Genomic DNA, 17,570 nt, shown 5'->3' with positions numbered 1-17,570 from the left:
ATTTCCCGTGCGCGGCGGCCTGGTGGGAGCATCGGCGCATGAAATGGGCGACCGCGATACGCACCCTGAAGGACCTGGCACTGGCCGCGAACCAGGTCGCCGACTCGTCGTACACGCTCCCGGTGACCCAGCTGTGGGCGGCGTGGGAGATCCTCGGAAAGCCACAGGACGACCTGGCGTGGGTCACCGTCGGGGTGGTCGTCGACCTGCCGGTGGACGAAGTGGCCTGGCTGACCAAACCCCGGGGCGCGGAGCACTGGGAGTACAGCACCCGCGCCGCGAAGATGCCGGCTGTCACCCTGTGGCGCTCGGCGCACGCGCCGGTCTGGAACCACTGGCTCGACCGGCCCGCCCAGTTCTGGGACCACGAGACCGGCCTCGCCGAGGACGTCCTCGACGCCTTGCGCGCCGGTAAGGGCGAGGACGTGCGGGCCCCCGCGCCGTCCGAAGACGAGTTCCGCGCCCGGCAGCAAGACGACATCGCCGTCAGCCTGAAGGCGGTGCGAGAACGGACCCGGACCTACGAGGAGCGCCGGTGGAAGCCGGGCAAGCTCACCGCTGTCTCCGACCCGCTCTGGGAAGCCACGAACGGCTATGTCGACCTGGTGGACGGCGAGCGCGGTGAGTGATCAGGCGCCTCGCGGCAACACAGGCAGCCAGGGGGACCTCAGCTCCCGCCGCCCTTGTCCGCGCACATGCCGGACCAGAGCAGGTCGGTGAGACTCGCCGTCTGGCTCCGCCAGTCACTCTGGGGGCTGAGGTGCAGCAGCCCGCCGAGCGCGCGCAGCACGGTCTCCGGATCCAGGTCGGCGCGGACCGAGCCGGCGCGGACGTTGGCTTCCAGCAGGGTCGACACCGCGTGGAGCATGGTTTCGTAGGCCTTGGCGAACAGTTCCTCCCGGGAGGTCGTGCCGGTGAGGAGGGCGTTGGCCAGGCCCCGCTTGGTCATCATGTAGCGGGCCAGGTGGCCGGTCCACGTCCGGAAGGCCTGTTCCGGCGTGTTCGTGTCGAGCAGGATCGGCACGACGTCGACGAGGTGCTGTACCTCGCGCCGGTAGACGGCCAGGACCAGTGCCTCCTGCGTGGGGAAATGCCGGTACACGGTGCCGACGCCCACCTCCGCCTTCTTCGCGATGGCGTTGAACGAAAGCTCGCCCGAGGCGGTCAGCGACTCCAGCGCCGCCGCGAGGATGCGCTCGTGGTTGCGCCGCGTGTCCGCGCGCCGGGGATTGACCGTCATCGTCCCTCCCTGGTGACGTGCCGCGGTTTGCCCAGGTGAATGTAGTGCACCCGGCGGCGGAGCTGGTGTTACTCCATGATTGCGAAGCGGATAAGAATCCGGTAGCGTCGAACTATACCCGGATGGATGTCCGGTTTCGCTCGGCGACGGGCCCGGCCCGGACGTCATCTGTGTCCGTTGTGGACGTTCCGAGCGGTCTGCGGGAAAGAGATTTGGTGAACATCACCCTCGAAGTCAATGGCAGGCAAGAACAGTTGAACGTCGACCCCGGCGTGACGCTGCTGGACGCGCTCCGTGAGCGCCTCGACATCACCGGCCCGAAGAAGGGCTGCGACCGCGGTCAGTGCGGCGCCTGCACCGTGCACGTCGACGGCAGGCCCGTACTCGCCTGCCTCACCCTGGCCGCGACCGTGAAGCGGCCGGTGACCACTGTGGACGGACTGGCCGACGGGGAGCGCTTGCACCCGGTTCAGCAGGCTTTCCTTGACCGGGACGCACTCCAGTGCGGGTTCTGCACCTCCGGCCAGATCATGTCGGCGGTCGCGGCGGTCGAGCAGGACGTCGAGGACGTCCGGGAGTTCATGTCCGGCAACCTTTGCCGGTGCGCGGCCTACCCGAACATCGTCGCTGCCGTCGAACAGGCGAGGCGGGCCGATGCGACCCTTTGAGCTGACGGCGCCAGAGACCGTCGAAGCCGCCCTCGCCTCGCCGGGGACCTTCCTCGCCGGCGGGACCACCCTTGTCGACCTGATGAAGCTCAACGTCCTGACGCCCCGGCATGTCCAGGACATCAACGCGTTGCCGTTGCGCGGCATCGACACCAGCGACGGCCTGCGGATCGGCGCACTGGAGCGGATGAGCGACGTCGCCGAGCACCCCGGCGTGTACCCGGCCATCTCCCGCGCCCTGCTGCTGAGCGCTTCCCAGCAGTTGCGCAACATGGCCAGCCTCGGCGGCAACCTGTTGCAGCGCACCCGGTGCGGCTACTTCCGCGACGTCGGCACGGCCTGCAACAAACGTGAACCCGGCAGCGGCTGCTCGGCCGTCTCGGGGGCCAACCGGATGCACGCCGTGCTGGGCACGAGCGACTCGTGCGTGGCCACCCACGCCAGCGACGTCGCCGTCGCACTGGTCGCGCTGGACGCCGAGATCCGGCTGACCGGCGCCTCGGGCACCCGGACCGTGCGGCTGGCCGACTTCTACCGGCTGCCCGGTGCCACCCCGGAGGTCGAGAACGACCTGCGTCCCGGTGAACTGATCACCGAGATCGTGGTTCCCCGCCTGGACTGGGCCCAGCGCTCCACCTACGTCAAGGTGCGGGACAGGCAGTCCTACGAGTTCGCGCTGTGCTCCGCGGCGGTCGCGATGGACATCCGGGACTCGCACATCGTCGACGCCAGGGTCGCCGTCGGCGGCGTGGCGACCAGGCCGTGGCGGCTGGGCGCGGTCGAGGCCGCGCTGCGCGGTGCGCCCGCGACTTTGGAGACGTTCGAGGCCGCCGCCTCGGTGGCGGCCGAAGGGGCTAAGCCGTTGTCCGGCAACGAGTTCAAGGTGTCCTTGCTGAAGCGGACCGTGGTCCGCGCATTGATCGAGGGGAGTCGCTGATGCCCAGTCGTCTGGACGGCCCGCTGAAGGTCACCGGTCAGGCCAGGTACGGGCTGGACCACAATCTTCCCGGCATGGCGTACGGCTGCGTCGTGGTCAGCACGATCGCCAACGGCGAGATCCGGGGCATGGACGTGACGGCGGCCAGGAGCGCGCCGGGGGTGCTTGGCGTGTATTCGCCTTTCGACCCGCTGGAGCTGCGGACGCCGACCGGCCAGATGCTGGGTGACACCTGGGTTCCCTTGCAGGACAAGGAAGTCGTGTACTACGGGCAGCCGATCGGCCTCGTGGTGGCGGAGACCTTCGAGCAGGCCAGGGACGCGGCGATGGCCGTCGAGGTCTCCTACCACCAGCGTCCGGCCCTGACCTCCCTGCAGGACGGGCTCGCGTCCGCCGAGGACGCACCGGGCAGGGATGGCGGGTCCTCGACGCTCAATGTCCTCGCGCCCGGTGTCGAGTCCATTGAGGACGCGCTCGCGGCCAGTCCCGTGGTGGTCGAGGCCACCTACTCCACCGCGACGCAGGCCCATGCCGCGATGGAACCGCATTCGGCTGTCGCGGTGTGGGACTCCGGCGTCTTGACGATGTACAGCGGTAACCAGGGGTCCAACCTCCAGGCGATGGACCTGGCCGCGGCGCTGGACGTGGATATCGCGTCGGTGCGTTCGGTCAACCCGTTCGTGGGCGGAGCCTTCGGTGGCAAGGCCCGCACGTCCGTCGCGGCGTTCCTGGCCGCGGCGGCGGCGAAGATCCACGAGCGGCCGGTCAAGGTCGCGCTGACCAGGGAGCAGGTCTTCACCGCCACCGCGACCCGCGCGGCGACGGTGCAGAAGATCGCCCTCGGCGCCACCGCGGACGGCTCGCTGGTCGCGGTGCGCCACGACTCGTGGTGCTCCACCCCGGTGGACCGCTCGTTCGTCGAGCCGACTTCGCACGGCACCTCGAAGGAGTGGTACTCCACCCAGAACCTCGCGCTGAGCCAGAAAATGGTGCCGCTGAACGTCCCGCCGACCACCTTCATGCGGGCGCCGGGCGAAGCGCCGGGTTCCTTCGCGCTGGAGAGCGCGATGGACGAGCTGGCGATCGCGCTCACCATGGACCCGATCGAGTTGCGCCTGAAGAACAACTCGACCGCGCCTCCCGGCAACGACCTGCTCTGGTCGAGCAAGCACCTCGACGAGTGCTACCGCGTCGGGGCGGCCCGCTTCGGCTGGGCGAACCGCACGCCCGGGGGACACACCGACGGCGACTGGCTCGTCGGCGTCGGGATGGCCACGGCCATGTTCCCCGCGCTCCGTTTCCCGGCCTCGATCGAGGTCACCCTGCGCGACGACGAGACGGCCGTGGTCTCGACCAGCGGCGCGGACCCGGGAACCGGCCTGCTGACGGTGCTTTCCCTGGTGGGCGCCGAGTCACTCGACATCGCGCAAGACAGGGTCACCCCACGGCTGGGCGACTCCGCCTTCCCGCCGGGCGGCATGTCCGGCGGATCGACGGCCACCGCCAGCGCGGGCTCGGCGATCATGGTCGCCGCGTCACAGGTGATCGACGCCCTGCTGGCACTGGCCTCGTCCCCGGGCGCGCCGTTCGAGGGCGCGGAGGTTTCCTACGCGGACGGTCGCGTGTTCACGGATGGCCGGGCGATGCCTTTCGGCGAGCTCCTGCGGGCACTGGACCGTCCGTCGATCTCCGCGATCGGTTCGTCGGCGCCCGGCGAGGAGCTGACGAAGCACTCGTTCTGCTCCTTCGGCGCGCAGTTCTGCGAGGTCCGTGTGCACAAGTGGACGCGCGAAGCTCGCGTGTCCCGCATGCTCGGTGTGTTCGACGCGGGCCGCATCATCAACGCCACGACGGCTCGCAGCCAGATCGCGGGCGGGATGATCTGGGGAGTTTCCTCGGCCCTGCACGAGGGCTTGGAGATCGAGGAGAGCGGACGGCTGGCCAACGGCGACTTCGCGGGCTACCTGCTCCCGGTGAACGCCGACATCCCCGAAGTCGAGGTCGAGTTCGTGGAATACCCGGACACGTTGCACAACCCGCTCGGGGCCAAGGGCGTCGGCGAGATCGGCATGGTGGGCATGGCGGCGGCGGTCGCGAACGCCATCCACAACGCCACCGGCGTCCGCGTCCGGCACATCCCCATCACGATCGAGGACCTGCTGGTCTAGCGCCGCGTTTGGGATTCTCGTAACGGATGGCCTCGATCCCTTCTCCCACAGGGGATCGAGGCCATTCTTCGTCGTCGGCCGGGCGATCAGGGGACTGCGGGTCTTTCGTGCCAGTGCTCGCAGTCCCAGGCGTAGCCCGAGTACTGGGTAGACGGTTTTGCAGTGGAAACACGTGCGGATCACCAGCTGCTTTGTGAAGGTGATCACTCAGCGGGAGTTCCGCAACAACTCTGCTGCCGTCATGGACGGAGTCGAGGCAGGTGAGACGTACCACGTCACTCGCAATGGTGTGGAGGTAGCCGAGTTGCGGCGATACCGCGCAGGCGTCGCCCTACCGCTGAGGAGTTGGTAGAGCGACACCGAAAGCTGCCCCCAGTGGATACTGTCCGGATGTGCGAGGAAGCAGACGAGTTCCTCGGCGCCGAGGACCGTGTTGGCGCCGATGATCCGTGGAGTCGAAGCCGTGGCTGAGCGTCATGAGACAGGTGTGCTCGACACCTGCACTTACCTCGACCTTGGTCTGCTCGACCCTGTGGCGCTGCCCAAGATTCCGGAACTCACCGCCATCACCATGGCTGAGTTGCATCAGGGGGTGGTGGTGGCGAAGGACGCCGCTGTCCGTGCGGCGCGTACCGAGAAGCTCGGTGCCGCCATCGTCGACTTCGCGCCGCTGCCGTTCGACGGTGAGGCGGCCGCCCGCTATGGGACATTGGTTGCGTTGGTTCTCGTGGCGAAGCGGGACCCGCGGCCTCGCCGGATGGATCTGATGATCGCCGCCATCGCGTCCTCGCGAGAGTTGCCGCTCTACACCGGAAACGCAGACGACTTCAAAGGGCTGGACAGCATGATCGAGGTCATCGCCGTCTGAACGGCTTCGATCTGACCCGCGACCTGGCTCCGTTGGTCGGCGCTGCGTGGGAGAGTGCGATGGCCTATCGGAAGCTCAGCGAGAAGATCGATCCGTCGGTCGTAGCCGAGTAAAACTCGTTCGAGTCGTCCAGCCCCACTTGATATTCAGGCTGGGGTAATTGTTCGGCGAATCTGGCCTGAGATTCGATGACACGTTCGGCTGTGTCCTGACCGAGTTCCAGGTCGACAGCTTCGCTGATCGCATTCCTGGCGGTGACCTGCCTTCCTGCGAAACTGAACGTGACGCTGGTGCCGACGGCTCTTCCGAATGGCGTGTCAAAGTGCTCACGATCTCGCGGGCGACGCGTGAGTCGGGTGCGCATGACGTCGGGCACCCAGTGTTCGAGTGCGGTGAAGTTGCCGCCGAAGTCGGCGAGCATCGCCCACGATGCGCTCACCGCAGCGTTTGCGAGCGCGAGTGATGGCAGATCCCCGGTGTCTTCTCGTAATCGAAAGTGGCGAGCCTCATCGATCGTGGCCGAGTTGACTTCGTATGCTGGCTCTTCCCCGTCGGCGGGATCGATCGCGAGGTACGAAAGCGCGTCGTTGGAGGCGATTATGGAAGTGGCGAGGCCAGGGAGAATTCTCCCATCGACGGTGATGCCGTCGAGTTGCTGGACTGCCTTTCCGAGCTGTTTAATAGCGGTACTGGGGTTTTTGGTTCCCTTGCATTCGAGCGTGCGGATCCGGTAATTGCCGCGGGCTTGGGGATCAGCGGCGATAAGGAGATAGTCGGGGCGATATTTTCCGATTTTCCGCACTGGGCGTCGCGCTCCGCCAGCGAAAACATAGCGACCATCCAATGCTACATCCACGTCGACGATGCTGACGGGGGCGCGGCCTGCTCCAGTCCAAGCGAACCACCGGCGAGCCAAGAGGCCGCCGAACGCGATCCCTATCTCGAGCACATCGTCTTGGTAGTGGGACGCTGTCGCATAAGCGAGTTGGTGTAGTGCTTCGATCGGTCGAAGCACCACACCTTGTTCCAAACTGCTGGCCGAGGACAGAGGCTTGCCGGGATTGACGAAGCCCGGTGCGTTCATGACGCGGCGGACGAGTCCGTCACTGCTTTCTCCGTGCAGGTGGGCGTACGAACCGACGATCTTCCGCGCGTGATCAAGATCCACGCTTCAGTGTCCCATCCAGCGAGGGTCCCGGCCACCTCACCAGTCGCGTTCGCGCCACTCCGCGAGTTTCGGCCGCCAGGGAACAGAGTATCGCGTCAGCGGTGAATACCGGTGATGTTGCTTCGGCGGGACTATGGAGTGAGGCTCCAGAGTGCGTCCAAAGGAAGGGCTTTGATCTTGCCTCCGAACGGCAAAGTCTGCTGGCCGGTGTAGAACACGTACCCGGCGACGAATCGATCGCCGAGGTGGTTGGCGAGATTACGCAAGCCGGTGAGGTCTTCGGTGCGCACTGTCGCGCCCGCTTTGACCTCCACGCCGATCACCCTGCCGTCAGGCGTCTCGATGACCGCGTCAACCTCCTGCTTGTCCTTGGTACGGTAGTGGTACAGCCGTCCGCGCTCCTCGGACCAGGTGAGCTGGCGGGCCAGTTCCATCACCACGAAGTTCTCCATCATCGATCCTGCGGCTCCGCTGGGCTCGCCCAGCCGCCCTGGGTCTTGGCCGATGAGGTGACATGCGATACCGGTGTCTACGAACGCAAGTTTCGGTGTGCCTACCGCACGCCGAGTTTGGCCGGTGGCCCAGGCGGGGACACTCTTGATGAGAAAGACCGACGCCAGCAATTCAAGATAGCGAATCAGGGTGGTTCTGGGGATACCGGACTGAGCGGCAAGCGATGATGGTTCCAGTAGCCCCCCGGCACGCCCGGCAAGAAGTGCGATCAGTTTGAGCAAGTCGCCGCGACGCTCGATGCTCGCCAGTTCCAGGACGTCGCGTTCGATCAAGGTTGACAGGTACGAGTCGAAAAAGGCAGTTCGGCGGCGAGGGGTGCGACGCGTGGCTTCGGGGAAGCCGCCCACCACAAGGCGTTCCAGGTAGTCGCGGCGGCGCAGTTCTGATGAGTGGTCGATCTCGGGGCCGTGCCGGAATGCGGTGTCCACGAACCGGTCGGGTGCTCCATGCATCTCTCCCTGGGAGAACGGCCATAGTTCGATCACCTCCATACGGCCGGGCAGCGCGTCGGGGAGGGTTCGCAAGGCCAGGATCCGCGATGAGCCCGTCAGGAGGTAGCGGCCGGGTGTCGGATCCAGGTCCACCGACACTTTGATCGGCTGCAGAAGTTCTGGGACCAGCTGTATTTCATCGATGACCATGAGACTGTCGTGCTCTACGAATGCCGTCGGGTCGTCTTGAGCCGCACGCAACGTCGCCGGGTCGTCGAGCAGGCGGATAACCGTCGGCTGGCGGCCGGTGGCGAGTCTGGTCAGCGTGCTCTTGCCGGCCTGGCGAGCTCCATTGACCAAGACGACGCGCGTGTCCTCAAGCGCCTCGTGAACCAGGGACTCGGCGCGGCGTGGGATCAAGTCGTAGGGCTGAGGCATGGTGACAGTGTGCCCTATTGGCAAGATCAATGGTCATCTGGTCGGTATGTTGGTGGTCATCTGGTCGGTAACAACGTGGTCATCTGGACGGTATGTTGGTGGTCATCTGGACGGTATCTGCGCGGGGAAGTCACCAGCCGCGTTCGCGCCACTCCGCGAGCTTCGGCCGCTCGGCACCCAGGGTGGTGTCGTCGCCGTGGCCCGGGTAGACCCACGTGTCGTCCGGCAGTTCGTCGAAGAGCCGCGTCGACACGTCGTCGAGCAGTGACGCGAAGTCCTCCGGCGAGGTCGTCCGGCCGATACCGCCTGGGAACAGGGAGTCACCGGTGAACAGGTGGCCGTGGCCCGCCGGGTCGCGGTAGAGCAGGGCGATCGAGCCGGGGGTGTGGCCGCGCAGGTGGATCACCTCGAGGGTGACCTCGCCCACGGTCAGCGTGTCGCCGTGCTCGACGAGGAAGTCCGGCGGCACCGGGAGGGGCCCGGCGTCGAGGGGGTGGGCGGCGGTGTTGGCGCCGTTGGCGCCGGCGACCGCGCCCAGCGCCTGCCAGTGGTCCTGGTGCTGATGGGTCGTGACGACCGTGCGGAGCGCGGGGCGGTCGGGGCCGTGGCCGATCAGGTCGGAGATGCGCTCGGGGTCGTTGGCCGCGTCGATCAGCAGCGCGTCGTTCCCGTCGCGGCACACGAGCAGGTACGCGTTGTTGTCCATCGGCCCGACCGACAACTTGGTGACGGTGAGCGCGTCCAGCGTCCGCCGAGCGGCGTCGCCGCCCGGCTCGACGTGGCCGGTGTAGTTCTCGACGATGTTCACCTGGCACACCGTAGTCGTTTCCCTGCAAGCGGTTCCACCCACACATCCGGCTCTCAGTCTCGGCACGTAGGCTCCGCGAGTCCCCCTCCCCGCCGAGCCACAGGACGACCGTGCCGAACTCCGCAGTGCCGACCGGGCAGCGCACCCCGCGCCGGATCAGCTGGGACATCCTCCGGGTCGTCGCCATCGTCGCGGTGATGCTGGGACACGTCACACACCAGTCGGCCCTGCTGCATCCCGAGCTCTCGGGGTACCCCTTCCGGGTGACAGCTCAGTTCGGTGCGTCGATCCTGCTCACCATCTCCGCGTACTTCGTCTGCGCGAGCCTGCGCAAGGGTTCCCCCGGCCGCTGGCTGTGGAGCCGGGTCGCGCGGCTCGTACCGGTGTACCTGGTCGCGGTGCTGCTCACCTACGTGGTCACCCGGTACGCGGTCACGTTGTTTAACGGGCAGGCCCTCCCCGGCGGGATCGGCGGCTTCCTGTTCGGCGTGCCTTCGGAAGCCCTGAACGCCGGACCCGTGCCGTGGTACACGCCGACCGGGCTGGACCTGTTCGCCAACCTGACGATGATCCAGGCGTGGTCGTTCGACTTCCAGTACCTCGACGGCTCCTACTGGACACTGCCGGTCCAGCTGATGGCCTTCACCGCGGCGGCGCTGCTGTGGCCGCGCCGGTGGCGCACCGACCGCCGGGTCGTGGTCCTGCTGTGGGCGCTCATCGCCGTGCCCGTGGTCATCCGGTTCGTCGTGTTCACCCCGGAGACCATCCCGCCGGCGCTGAACAACATCTTCTTCGGGCTCGGGCTGCACCGGCTGAACGCGTTCGCGTTCGGCGTCGCCGCCTGGTTCTGGGCGCAGCGCCGACTGCCGACCTGGCACCTGGGCCTGCTGCTCGTGGCCACCGTCGCCGCGCAGGACCTCCAGATGTTCCCGCTGCACCACCCGACGCCGATCGATCCGGAACGGGTTCCCTCGATCGTGGGGTTCGCGGTCATGCTTATCCTGGTTTGCCTGGCGGCGCGCGGGCCGGACTGGGATGTGCCTTTCGTCCGGCGGCTCAGGCCGGTGATCACCTGGATCGCCGGAATTTCGTTCGGGCTGTATCTCGTGCACCAGGAGCTCGGTTATATCCTGGCGAGGGTGCTGCTCGATCGCGGTGTCCCCGGCTGGCTACGGCTGGTCGCGGTGCTGGGCGCGGCGGTGCTCGGCGGCTGGCTGCTCACGAAGCTCGTGGAGCGTCCTGTCCATCGGGTCCTGACCGCACGGCGGGGCCGTCCGGTTCCCGCCGAACCGGTGGCCGAAGGTGCTCCAGGTGCCGCTCCGTCGCAGGTGGAAGGCGTGGCGCCGGTTTCTGTCGGTGGTGCGTCCTAGCATGACCGCAGCCGCCCGTGCACTCGTTCGACGCCGCGGCGCGCTTCAAGCTTGATGACGCAAAATGAACTCTGAAGGGACCCTGGCGTGGCTGATCGCCTTGTTGTTCGCGGCGCCCGCGAACACAACCTGCGCGGCGTGGATCTCGACCTGCCCCGCGACAGCCTCATCGTATTCACCGGCCTGTCCGGGTCCGGCAAGTCGAGTCTCGCCTTCGACACCATCTTCGCCGAGGGACAACGGCGTTACGTGGAGTCACTCTCGGCGTACGCCCGGCAGTTCCTCGGGCAGATGGACAAGCCGGACGTCGACTTCATCGAGGGCCTCTCGCCCGCGGTGTCGATCGACCAGAAGTCGACCTCCCGCAACCCCCGGTCGACCGTCGGCACCATCACCGAGGTCTACGACTACCTCCGGCTGCTCTACGCGCGGGCGGGCAAGGCGCACTGCCCGAAGTGCGGCGAGCCGATCAGCAAGCAGACCCCGCAGCAGATCGTCGACCAGGTGCTCGAGATGGACGAGGGCACCCGCTTCCAGGTGCTCGCCCCGGTCGTGCGCGGTCGCAAGGGGGAGTACCAGGACCTGTTCGCGAACCTGCAGCAGCAGGGTTACGCGCGGGTGGTGGTGGACGGCACGATCCACCAGCTCACCGACCCGCCGAAGCTGAAGAAGCAGGAGAAGCACGAGATCGGCGTCGTGATCGACAGGCTGTCGGTCAAGTCGAGCTCGCGCCAGCGTCTCACCGACTCGGTCGAGACGGCGCTGCGGCTCGCGGACGGCCTGATCGAGCTCGACTTCGTCGACCTGGCCGAGGACGACCCGCACCGAATCCGCGGCTTCTCCGAGAACCTCGCCTGCCCGAACGGCCACCCGCTGGCCATCGAGGACCTCGAGCCCCGGTCGTTCTCGTTCAACGCCCCGTACGGCGCGTGCCCCGAGTGCACCGGCCTCGGCATCCGCAAGGAGGTCGACCCGGAGCTCGTGGTCCCCGACGACGAGCTGTCGCTCGGCGAGGGCGCGATCGCGCCGTGGGCGGGCGGCCAGAGCGCCGACTACTTCATCCGCCTGCTCGAGTCCCTTTCGGAGACCATCGGCTTCCGGATGGACATGCCGTGGCGCAAGCTGCCCGCCAAGATCCAGAAGGCGGTGCTGCACGGCGTCGACGAGCAGGTCCACGTCCGCTACAAGAACCGCTACGGCCGCCAGCGCTCCTACTACGCGAACTTCGAGGGCGTCATCCCGTTCCTCGAGCGCCGTCAGGAGCAGACGGAGTCCGAGTACATGCGCGAGCGGTACGAGGGCTACATGCGCGAGGTGCCCTGCCCGGTCTGCCAGGGCACGCGGCTCAAGCCGGAGATCCTCGCGGTCACGCTCGAACATGGCACCAAGGGCGAGCGGTCGATCGCCGAGGTCTGCGCGCTGTCCATCTCGGAGGCGTCGGAGTTCCTCGACGGGCTGACCCTTGGCAAGCGCGAGACCGTGATCGCGGGCGCCGTGCTGAAGGAAATCCAGGCCCGCCTGCGGTTCCTGCTCGACGTCGGCCTCACGTACCTCTCGCTGGATCGTGCCTCGGGCACGCTGTCCGGCGGCGAGGCGCAGCGCATCCGGCTCGCCACGCAGATCGGCTCCGGCCTGGTCGGCGTGCTGTACGTGCTCGACGAGCCGTCCATCGGGCTGCACCAGAAGGACAACCACCGGCTCATCGAGACGCTGACCCGGCTGCGCGACCTCGGCAACACGCTGATCGTCGTCGAGCACGACGAGGACACCATCCGCTCGAGCGACTGGGTGGTCGACATCGGCCCCGGCGCCGGTGAGCACGGCGGCCACATCGTCCACAGTGGACCGTACAAGAAGCTGTTGAAGGCCAAGGGATCGCTGACCGGCGACTACCTGGCCGGCCGCCGCAAGATCGAGGTCCCGGCGCTGCGCAGGCCGATCGACAAGAAGCGGCAGCTCACCGTGGTCGGCGCCCGCGAGCACAACCTGCGCTCGCTGGACGTGGCGTTCCCGCTCGGCTGCCTCGTCTCGGTCACCGGCGTGTCCGGCTCGGGCAAGTCCACGCTGGTCAACGACATCCTGGCCACCGTGCTGGCGAACAAGCTCAACGGCGCCCGCCAGGTGCCGGGCCGCCACACGCGGATCAACGGGCTCGCCGAGGTCGACAAGCTGGTCCGTGTCGACCAGTCGCCGATCGGCCGCACCCCGCGGTCCAACCCGGCGACGTACACCGGCGTGTGGGACCACGTGCGCAAGCTGTTCGCCTCTACCACCGAGGCGAAGGTCCGCGGGTACCAGCAGGGCCGGTTCTCGTTCAACGTCAAGGGCGGCCGGTGCGAGGCCTGCGCCGGTGACGGCACGATCAAGATCGAGATGAACTTCCTGCCGGACGTCTACGTCCCGTGTGAGGTGTGCAAGGGCGACCGGTACAACCGCGAGACCCTGGAAGTGCACTACAAGGGCAAGACGGTGGCGGACATCCTCAACATGCCGATCGAGGAGGCCGCCGAGTTCTTCGAGCCGATCAAGGCGATCCACCGGCACCTGGCGACGCTGGCCGACGTCGGGCTCGGGTACGTCCGGCTCGGGCAGCCCGCGCCGACGCTGTCCGGCGGTGAGGCCCAGCGCGTGAAGCTGGCCAGCGAGCTGCAGAAGCGGTCCACCGGCAAGACGGTGTACATCCTCGACGAGCCGACCACCGGCCTGCACTTCGAGGACATCCGCAAGCTGCTCGGTGTGATCAACGGGCTGGTCGACAAGGGCAACTCGGTGATCGTCATCGAGCACAACCTCGACGTCATCAAGACCTCGGACTGGGTCATCGACATGGGCCCCGAGGGCGGTTCCGGCGGCGGCATGGTCGTCGCCGAGGGCAGCCCGGAGCACCTGCTGACGGTCGAGGAGAGCCACACCGGCCAGTTCCTGAAGCAGGTCCTCGCCTGAGAAGCCCCTGAAGGCCCCCTTCACGGCGTAAAACGCCGTGAAGGTGGCCTTCAGGGGCAGTTACAGCTCGGCCTGACCAAGACCGCGGTGCTCTACCACTTCCCGGCGAAGTCGGACATCCTCGGCGCGCTCGCCGAGCCCTTCCTGGACGACTTCCAGGCGGCGATCGAGCAGCCGGGTAGCCGGTGGGACGTCCTCGAGCGCGTGCTCGACGTGTACCTGAAGCACCGGTACGTCCTGCGCAACAACCTGGTCTCCGACCTGGCGCTCGCGGTGCAGGACGCGGTCATCCGCCGGTTTCCCCAGCTGATGACGCAGGCCAACCGGGTGGTCGCGGGCCCGGATCCCGATCTGCGCGAGCGCATCCGCGCGGCACAGGCCATCGCGATGCTCAGTGACCCGGTCATCGCCTACCCGGACGAACCGGCGGACCGGTTGCGGGCGGAAGTCCTGCGCGGAGCGCGGCTGCTCTATCCCGAGACGTCCTGAGCAGTCAGTCCTTGCCGGTGGTCTGGTGCACGACGGGGGACTGCGGGCCGTAGAAGAAGGCGCGGATCCGGTAAGCCGCGCCATGCTCGTCCGGTAGTTCGGCCAGCACGCTGGACGTGCTGTCGGGATCGGCGACCTCGACCGGGACGAACTCGGCCGAGCCGGGCTTGCGCACTTCGAGCAGGTAGCCGCTTTCGCCCTGTGCGCGGTCGGTCCAGGTGAAGCGCACGTTGTCGTTGCTGTCGATGATCACGGCCAGCGGGTCTCCCGGCGCAGCCGGGTCCCCACCGGAGCCGCCCGGCGAGGCGCCCACCTCGATCGGGTCCGTGACCGGGCCCGAGAACGGCCGCAGCCGGTAGTAGAACGGCGTCTCCGGGATCAGGTCCGGGTGGGTGTAGCTGCTCTGGCGCGCGGGCAGGAACTGCAACGTCGTGAACGGGCCCTCGGGCGCTGTCGCGTATTCGACCATCCGCCCGGCGACGCCGGAGTCGTCGTCCGGCCAGCGCAGCACGATGTCCGTCGGCGACACCAGGGTGGCGGTGAAGCCCGCTGTCGGCGGCGGGGGAGCGGATGGCGGCGCGGGCGGCGGCGAGGTGCAGGCGGTGACGCCGAACAGCGCCACCATGGCCAGCGGGCCCCAGGCCGGTGCGAGCGGCTTCGACATCGGCGACCTCCTGTCGTTCCGGCGGCGGAGGTGCGGGTGAGCCTACGAGCGCGGCGGGTGATCGAACAAGAGTGTGCCGGTGAGCGGGACCGCCGAGCAGTCCGAACCCGGATGAACCGTTCGGGCCGGGCTTCCGTGTTGAGGGTGTCACCGCGAAGTACCGCGGGACCCGCTCACTCCCTCGGAGGTCCACCGTGAACCCTACTCGCCTCGCCGTCGCCTCTGCCGCGGCGTTCGCCGGTCTGGCGCTCCTGACCGCGTGCGGCAGCACCTCGGACTCGGCCGCTCCGGCCGCGCCGGGCCCGGCCGCCGGTGGCGCGCAGCTCGTCGCCGCCGACGTCGGCGACCTCGGCAAGGTCGTCACCGATTCCGCCGGGAAGACGTTGTACCGCTTCGACAAGGACACCGCCAAGCCGTCCGTGTCCCATTGCGACGGTCAGTGCGTCGCGATGTGGCCGCCCGCGGTGGCCGGCTCCGGCGCGGCGACCGTGCAGGGCGTCGACCAGAACCTCGTCGCCGTGATCACCCGCACGGACGGCACCATGCAGCTCACCCTCGCCGGCTGGCCGCTCTACACCTTCGCCAAGGACACCGCACCCGGTCAGACCAACGGCCAGGGCGTGAACCAGACCTGGTTCGCCGCGACCCCGGAGGGGAAGAAGGCCGCCGTCCAGGCCGCGCAGGCGCCCGCCGACGGCGGCTACGGCTACTGAGCCCGGACACGAGCGTCCATCCCCGGCACAGCGAGAGGCGATCGCTGATGAGCAGTTCGATCGTGGCCGGTGGGGCCCAGCGATCACCGTTCACCCTCCGCCTTGCAGTAACGTCCTCGCCGACCCACACGACCGGCGGAAGGACGCGGGTGGCGATCGGAGGCTGGCGGCCCAAAAAGGCCAAGGGCGAAGACCTGATCCGGCACTTGTACACCGAGCACGGACGGAGCCTGCTCGCCTACGCGACCAGGTTGACCGGCGATCGCGCGGCGGCCGAAGATGTGGTTCAGGAGACGCTGGTCCGGGCGTGGAAACACGCCGACGACCTCGAAACCGACGGCAAGGGCTCGGTGCGCGGCTGGCTGCTCACCGTGGCCCGCAACATCATCACCGACCGCGCACGGGCCAGAGCGTCCCGGCCACACGAGGTCGCGGAGCCCCCGGAGGGCGTCCCGACCCCGGCCGTGGAGCGTGATCACGCCCAGGGCGTGGTCGACTCCATGGCGGTGCTGGGCGCGATGGACGGCCTGTCGGCCGAACATCGGGAAGTACTGGTGGAGATCTACTACCGGGGACGGACCGTGGCGGAAGCCGCCGAGAGACTGGGCGTCGCCGCGGGTACCGTGAAATCCCGGTCCTATTACGCGTTGCGCGCCCTGCGGGCCGCGATGTCGGGCAGCGGAAGGGAGGCAGTGCGATGAGTGCGGTGGAACACGGACACGCCCGGCTCGGCGCCTACGTCCTCGGCGCGCTCGATTCGGCGGAGGCCACGGAGTTCGAGCGCCATCTCGTCACCTGCGCCGAATGCCGCCGTGAGGTCTACGAGCTCGGGCAGCTGCGCGCCGAGCTCGACGAAGTGCCACCGGAGGCGTTCCTCGACGGGCCGCCGGAGGGCGGGGAGCTGCTGCTGCAGCGCACCCTGCGCCGGGTCCGGGCGGAGGAACCCCGGAAGTCCAGGTTTCTGGCTGTCGCCGGTGCCGCCGCTCTGGTCGTCGTCGCACTCGGCGCGGGAATCCTCGTCGGCAGGCAGACAGCGCCGTCGAACGTCGCGCTCCCGCCGCCGTCCACGAGCGCCCCGCTTCCGGGGAAGGACCTGAAGGCCATCGACGACGCCACCGGCGCGCAACTGGCCGTCCGGCTGACACCGGCCGCGGGCTGGGTGAAGCTGCATCTGTCGGTCGAAGGCGTCCGGGAGGGCGAGAAATGCCAGGTCCTGGTCGTCTCGAAGAGCGGTGAGTCGGTCGTCGCGGGCAGCTGGCTGGTCTCGGCGAAGGGCGAGCGTGAGGGCACCGGCCTCGACGGTTCGGCACTGATCGCGCCGGACGAGGTCAAATCCGTCGACGTGGTGACCATGGACGGCCGGAAACTGGTCTCGGCGACGGCATGAGCGGGCTGTACCGGTTCCGCAGCGTCTGGTCGCTCGCCGCCGAGCCGTCGGCGGTCTTCGGCGCGGTCGTCGACCTGGCCGAGTATCCGCGATGGTGGTCCGATGTGCGGTCGGTCCGGCAGGTCGACGAGGACACCGCCGAGCTGGTCTGCCGGTCCCGCCTGCCGTACGCGCTGGTGCTGCGGATGCATCGCGACGAGCAGGACGAACGGGCCGGGCTGATGCGGGTGCGGCTCAGCGGTGACCTCGAAGGCGTGCTGGCCGGCCGGGTGTTGGGGGCAGGCCGGGACACCAGCCTCGAGATCACCCAGGAGGTGACGGCGACCAAACCGTTGCTGCGCCGGCTCGACGTCATCGGGCGGCCGCTGTTCCGCGCCAACCACGCGCTGATGATGCGCCGTGGCCAGCGCGGACTGCGGAGCTACCTCGCCGTGGCGCAGAGCTGACGCTGCTCGATCTCGGGTACCGGACGTCGTCGCAGCACCGTCGCCGCGACGACCGTGGCGGCCAGCAGCACCAGCGCCGGGAGCAGGTCCACGCCGTAGCTCCCGTCGGCCGGGACCCTGGCGAGCAGGACGAGCGCGTCGGTGACCACGGCCAGGCCCGTCACCAGTACCGGCCGCGCGCCGAAGCGGGTGGTGAGCCGGGCCGCGAAGACCAGTGCGAGCGGTCGTGAACGGACGTTTTCGGGCATGATCTCCCCTTCATGACGGTGTTTCCCCTGTACAAGCTCAGTGCATCTCTTGTAACAGTTGCCATCATGTG

At 68.2% G+C, this 17,570-nt stretch carries 19 protein-coding genes; 13 read left to right on the top strand and 6 right to left on the bottom strand.

Features of this window, described 5'->3' with window-relative positions:
* The first annotated feature begins 38 nt into the window (after positions 1-38).
* Positions 39-629: a DUF7711 family protein gene (locus QMK34_RS02205; RefSeq protein ID WP_326410804.1), complete on the top strand. Its 591-nt coding sequence runs from the start codon at positions 39-41 to the stop codon at positions 627-629.
* Between the two features lie 38 nt (positions 630-667).
* Here QMK34_RS02205 and QMK34_RS02200 read toward each other — a convergent pair whose 3' ends face one another.
* Positions 668-1,240 (bottom strand): TetR/AcrR family transcriptional regulator, encoded by a 573-nt coding sequence (locus QMK34_RS02200; RefSeq protein ID WP_326410802.1) that lies wholly within the window; start codon positions 1,238-1,240, stop codon positions 668-670.
* Positions 1,241-1,455: 215 nt separating this feature from the next.
* On the opposite strand from QMK34_RS02200, the gene QMK34_RS02195 reads away from it, so the two are divergent.
* The 5 genes from QMK34_RS02195 (at position 1,456) to QMK34_RS02180 (ending at position 5,881) form a co-directional block, all read left to right on the top strand.
* The gene (locus tag QMK34_RS02195; protein WP_326410800.1) at positions 1,456-1,908 is read left to right on the top strand and encodes a (2Fe-2S)-binding protein; all 453 of its coding nucleotides are present in this window, start codon (positions 1,456-1,458) and stop codon (positions 1,906-1,908) included.
* Positions 1,895-2,845, top strand: a complete 951-nt coding sequence (locus QMK34_RS02190) for an FAD binding domain-containing protein (protein ID WP_326410798.1) — start codon at positions 1,895-1,897, stop codon at positions 2,843-2,845. The genes QMK34_RS02195 and QMK34_RS02190 overlap by 14 nt, the downstream gene beginning before the upstream one ends.
* Complete coding sequence (locus tag QMK34_RS02185; protein ID WP_326410796.1) at positions 2,845-5,013, top strand: xanthine dehydrogenase family protein molybdopterin-binding subunit; 2,169 nt, start codon at positions 2,845-2,847, stop codon at positions 5,011-5,013. Before QMK34_RS02190 ends, QMK34_RS02185 begins: the two co-directional genes overlap by 1 nt.
* Before the next feature lie 241 nt (positions 5,014-5,254).
* Positions 5,255-5,365, top strand: a complete 111-nt coding sequence (locus QMK34_RS47655; RefSeq protein ID WP_442785087.1) for a hypothetical protein — start codon at positions 5,255-5,257, stop codon at positions 5,363-5,365.
* A gap of 111 nt (positions 5,366-5,476) precedes the next feature.
* Entirely contained in the window at positions 5,477-5,881 is a 405-nt protein-coding gene (locus QMK34_RS02180) for a type II toxin-antitoxin system VapC family toxin (RefSeq protein WP_326410794.1), read from the top strand.
* 64 nt (positions 5,882-5,945) lie between these two features.
* Here the strand turns inward: QMK34_RS02180 and QMK34_RS02175 are convergent, their stop codons facing one another.
* The 3 genes from QMK34_RS02175 to QMK34_RS02165 form a co-directional block, all read right to left on the bottom strand.
* Positions 5,946-7,049: a hypothetical protein gene (locus QMK34_RS02175; RefSeq protein WP_326410792.1), complete on the bottom strand. Its 1,104-nt coding sequence runs from the start codon at positions 7,047-7,049 to the stop codon at positions 5,946-5,948.
* A gap of 131 nt (positions 7,050-7,180) precedes the next feature.
* Positions 7,181-8,431, bottom strand: coding sequence for an ATP-binding protein (locus QMK34_RS02170; RefSeq protein WP_326410789.1), 1,251 nt, complete (start codon positions 8,429-8,431; stop codon positions 7,181-7,183).
* A 130-nt stretch (positions 8,432-8,561) separates the two neighbouring features.
* Positions 8,562-9,239, bottom strand: a complete 678-nt coding sequence (locus QMK34_RS02165; RefSeq protein ID WP_326410787.1) for an MBL fold metallo-hydrolase — start codon at positions 9,237-9,239, stop codon at positions 8,562-8,564.
* A gap of 125 nt (positions 9,240-9,364) precedes the next feature.
* On the opposite strand from QMK34_RS02165, the gene QMK34_RS02160 reads away from it, so the two are divergent.
* The 3 genes from QMK34_RS02160 to QMK34_RS02150 all read left to right on the top strand — a co-directional run bounded on the left by QMK34_RS02160 (position 9,365) and on the right by QMK34_RS02150 (position 14,041).
* Positions 9,365-10,609 (top strand): acyltransferase family protein, encoded by a 1,245-nt coding sequence (locus QMK34_RS02160; RefSeq protein WP_442785086.1) that lies wholly within the window; start codon positions 9,365-9,367, stop codon positions 10,607-10,609.
* Positions 10,610-10,696: 87 nt separating this feature from the next.
* Positions 10,697-13,552 (top strand): excinuclease ABC subunit UvrA, encoded by a 2,856-nt coding sequence (uvrA, locus tag QMK34_RS02155; RefSeq protein ID WP_326410782.1) that lies wholly within the window; start codon positions 10,697-10,699, stop codon positions 13,550-13,552.
* 87 nt (positions 13,553-13,639) lie between these two features.
* Positions 13,640-14,041 (top strand): hypothetical protein, encoded by a 402-nt coding sequence (locus QMK34_RS02150; protein ID WP_326410780.1) that lies wholly within the window; start codon positions 13,640-13,642, stop codon positions 14,039-14,041.
* A 4-nt stretch (positions 14,042-14,045) separates the two neighbouring features.
* Here the strand turns inward: QMK34_RS02150 and QMK34_RS02145 are convergent, their stop codons facing one another.
* Positions 14,046-14,705, bottom strand: coding sequence for a fibronectin type III domain-containing protein (locus QMK34_RS02145; RefSeq protein WP_326410778.1), 660 nt, complete (start codon positions 14,703-14,705; stop codon positions 14,046-14,048).
* Between the two features lie 194 nt (positions 14,706-14,899).
* Between QMK34_RS02145 and QMK34_RS02140 the strand changes: the two genes are divergently transcribed.
* From QMK34_RS02140 to QMK34_RS02125, 4 genes are all read left to right on the top strand, one after another.
* Positions 14,900-15,418, top strand: coding sequence for a COG4315 family predicted lipoprotein (locus QMK34_RS02140; RefSeq protein ID WP_326410776.1), 519 nt, complete (start codon positions 14,900-14,902; stop codon positions 15,416-15,418).
* A 149-nt stretch (positions 15,419-15,567) separates the two neighbouring features.
* Positions 15,568-16,119, top strand: a complete 552-nt coding sequence (locus QMK34_RS02135; RefSeq protein ID WP_326410773.1) for a sigma-70 family RNA polymerase sigma factor — start codon at positions 15,568-15,570, stop codon at positions 16,117-16,119.
* On the top strand, positions 16,116-16,805 hold the full coding sequence (locus tag QMK34_RS02130) for an anti-sigma factor family protein (RefSeq protein ID WP_326410771.1): 690 nt from the start codon (positions 16,116-16,118) through the stop codon (positions 16,803-16,805). Before QMK34_RS02135 ends, QMK34_RS02130 begins: the two co-directional genes overlap by 4 nt.
* Positions 16,802-17,251: an SRPBCC family protein gene (locus QMK34_RS02125; protein WP_326410769.1), complete on the top strand. Its 450-nt coding sequence runs from the start codon at positions 16,802-16,804 to the stop codon at positions 17,249-17,251. Before QMK34_RS02130 ends, QMK34_RS02125 begins: the two co-directional genes overlap by 4 nt.
* Here QMK34_RS02125 and QMK34_RS02120 read toward each other — a convergent pair.
* Positions 17,227-17,499 (bottom strand): hypothetical protein, encoded by a 273-nt coding sequence (locus QMK34_RS02120; protein WP_326410766.1) that lies wholly within the window; start codon positions 17,497-17,499, stop codon positions 17,227-17,229. The two genes, QMK34_RS02125 and QMK34_RS02120, sit on opposite strands and share 25 nt — an antisense overlap.
* Positions 17,500-17,570 lie beyond the last annotated feature (71 nt).

Origin of the sequence: Amycolatopsis sp. H20-H5 (assembly GCF_035828755.1) — a bacterium.
GTDB lineage: Bacteria > Actinomycetota > Actinomycetes > Mycobacteriales > Pseudonocardiaceae > Amycolatopsis.
The sequence above is the reverse complement of the archived record's forward strand: the minus strand, read 5'-3'. Positions and strand labels throughout refer to the sequence as shown.

Excerpts from the sequence above, each read along its gene's own strand:
- QMK34_RS02205 (WP_326410804.1), top strand. The coding sequence starts at position 39 with ATGAAATGGGCGACCGCGATACGCACCCTGAAGGACCTGGCACTGGCC.
- QMK34_RS02200 (WP_326410802.1), bottom strand. The coding sequence starts at position 1,240 with ATGACGGTCAATCCCCGGCGCGCGGACACGCGGCGCAACCACGAGCGC.
- QMK34_RS02190 (WP_326410798.1), top strand. The coding sequence starts at position 1,895 with ATGCGACCCTTTGAGCTGACGGCGCCAGAGACCGTCGAAGCCGCCCTC.
- QMK34_RS02130 (WP_326410771.1), top strand. The coding sequence starts at position 16,116 with ATGAGTGCGGTGGAACACGGACACGCCCGGCTCGGCGCCTACGTCCTC.
- QMK34_RS02185 (WP_326410796.1), top strand. The coding sequence starts at position 2,845 with ATGCCCAGTCGTCTGGACGGCCCGCTGAAGGTCACCGGTCAGGCCAGG.
- QMK34_RS47655 (WP_442785087.1), top strand. The coding sequence starts at position 5,255 with ATGGACGGAGTCGAGGCAGGTGAGACGTACCACGTCACTCGCAATGGT.
- QMK34_RS02170 (WP_326410789.1), bottom strand. The coding sequence starts at position 8,431 with ATGCCTCAGCCCTACGACTTGATCCCACGCCGCGCCGAGTCCCTGGTT.
- QMK34_RS02145 (WP_326410778.1), bottom strand. The coding sequence starts at position 14,705 with ATGTCGAAGCCGCTCGCACCGGCCTGGGGCCCGCTGGCCATGGTGGCG.
- QMK34_RS02125 (WP_326410769.1), top strand. The coding sequence starts at position 16,802 with ATGAGCGGGCTGTACCGGTTCCGCAGCGTCTGGTCGCTCGCCGCCGAG.
- QMK34_RS02120 (WP_326410766.1), bottom strand. The coding sequence starts at position 17,499 with ATGCCCGAAAACGTCCGTTCACGACCGCTCGCACTGGTCTTCGCGGCC.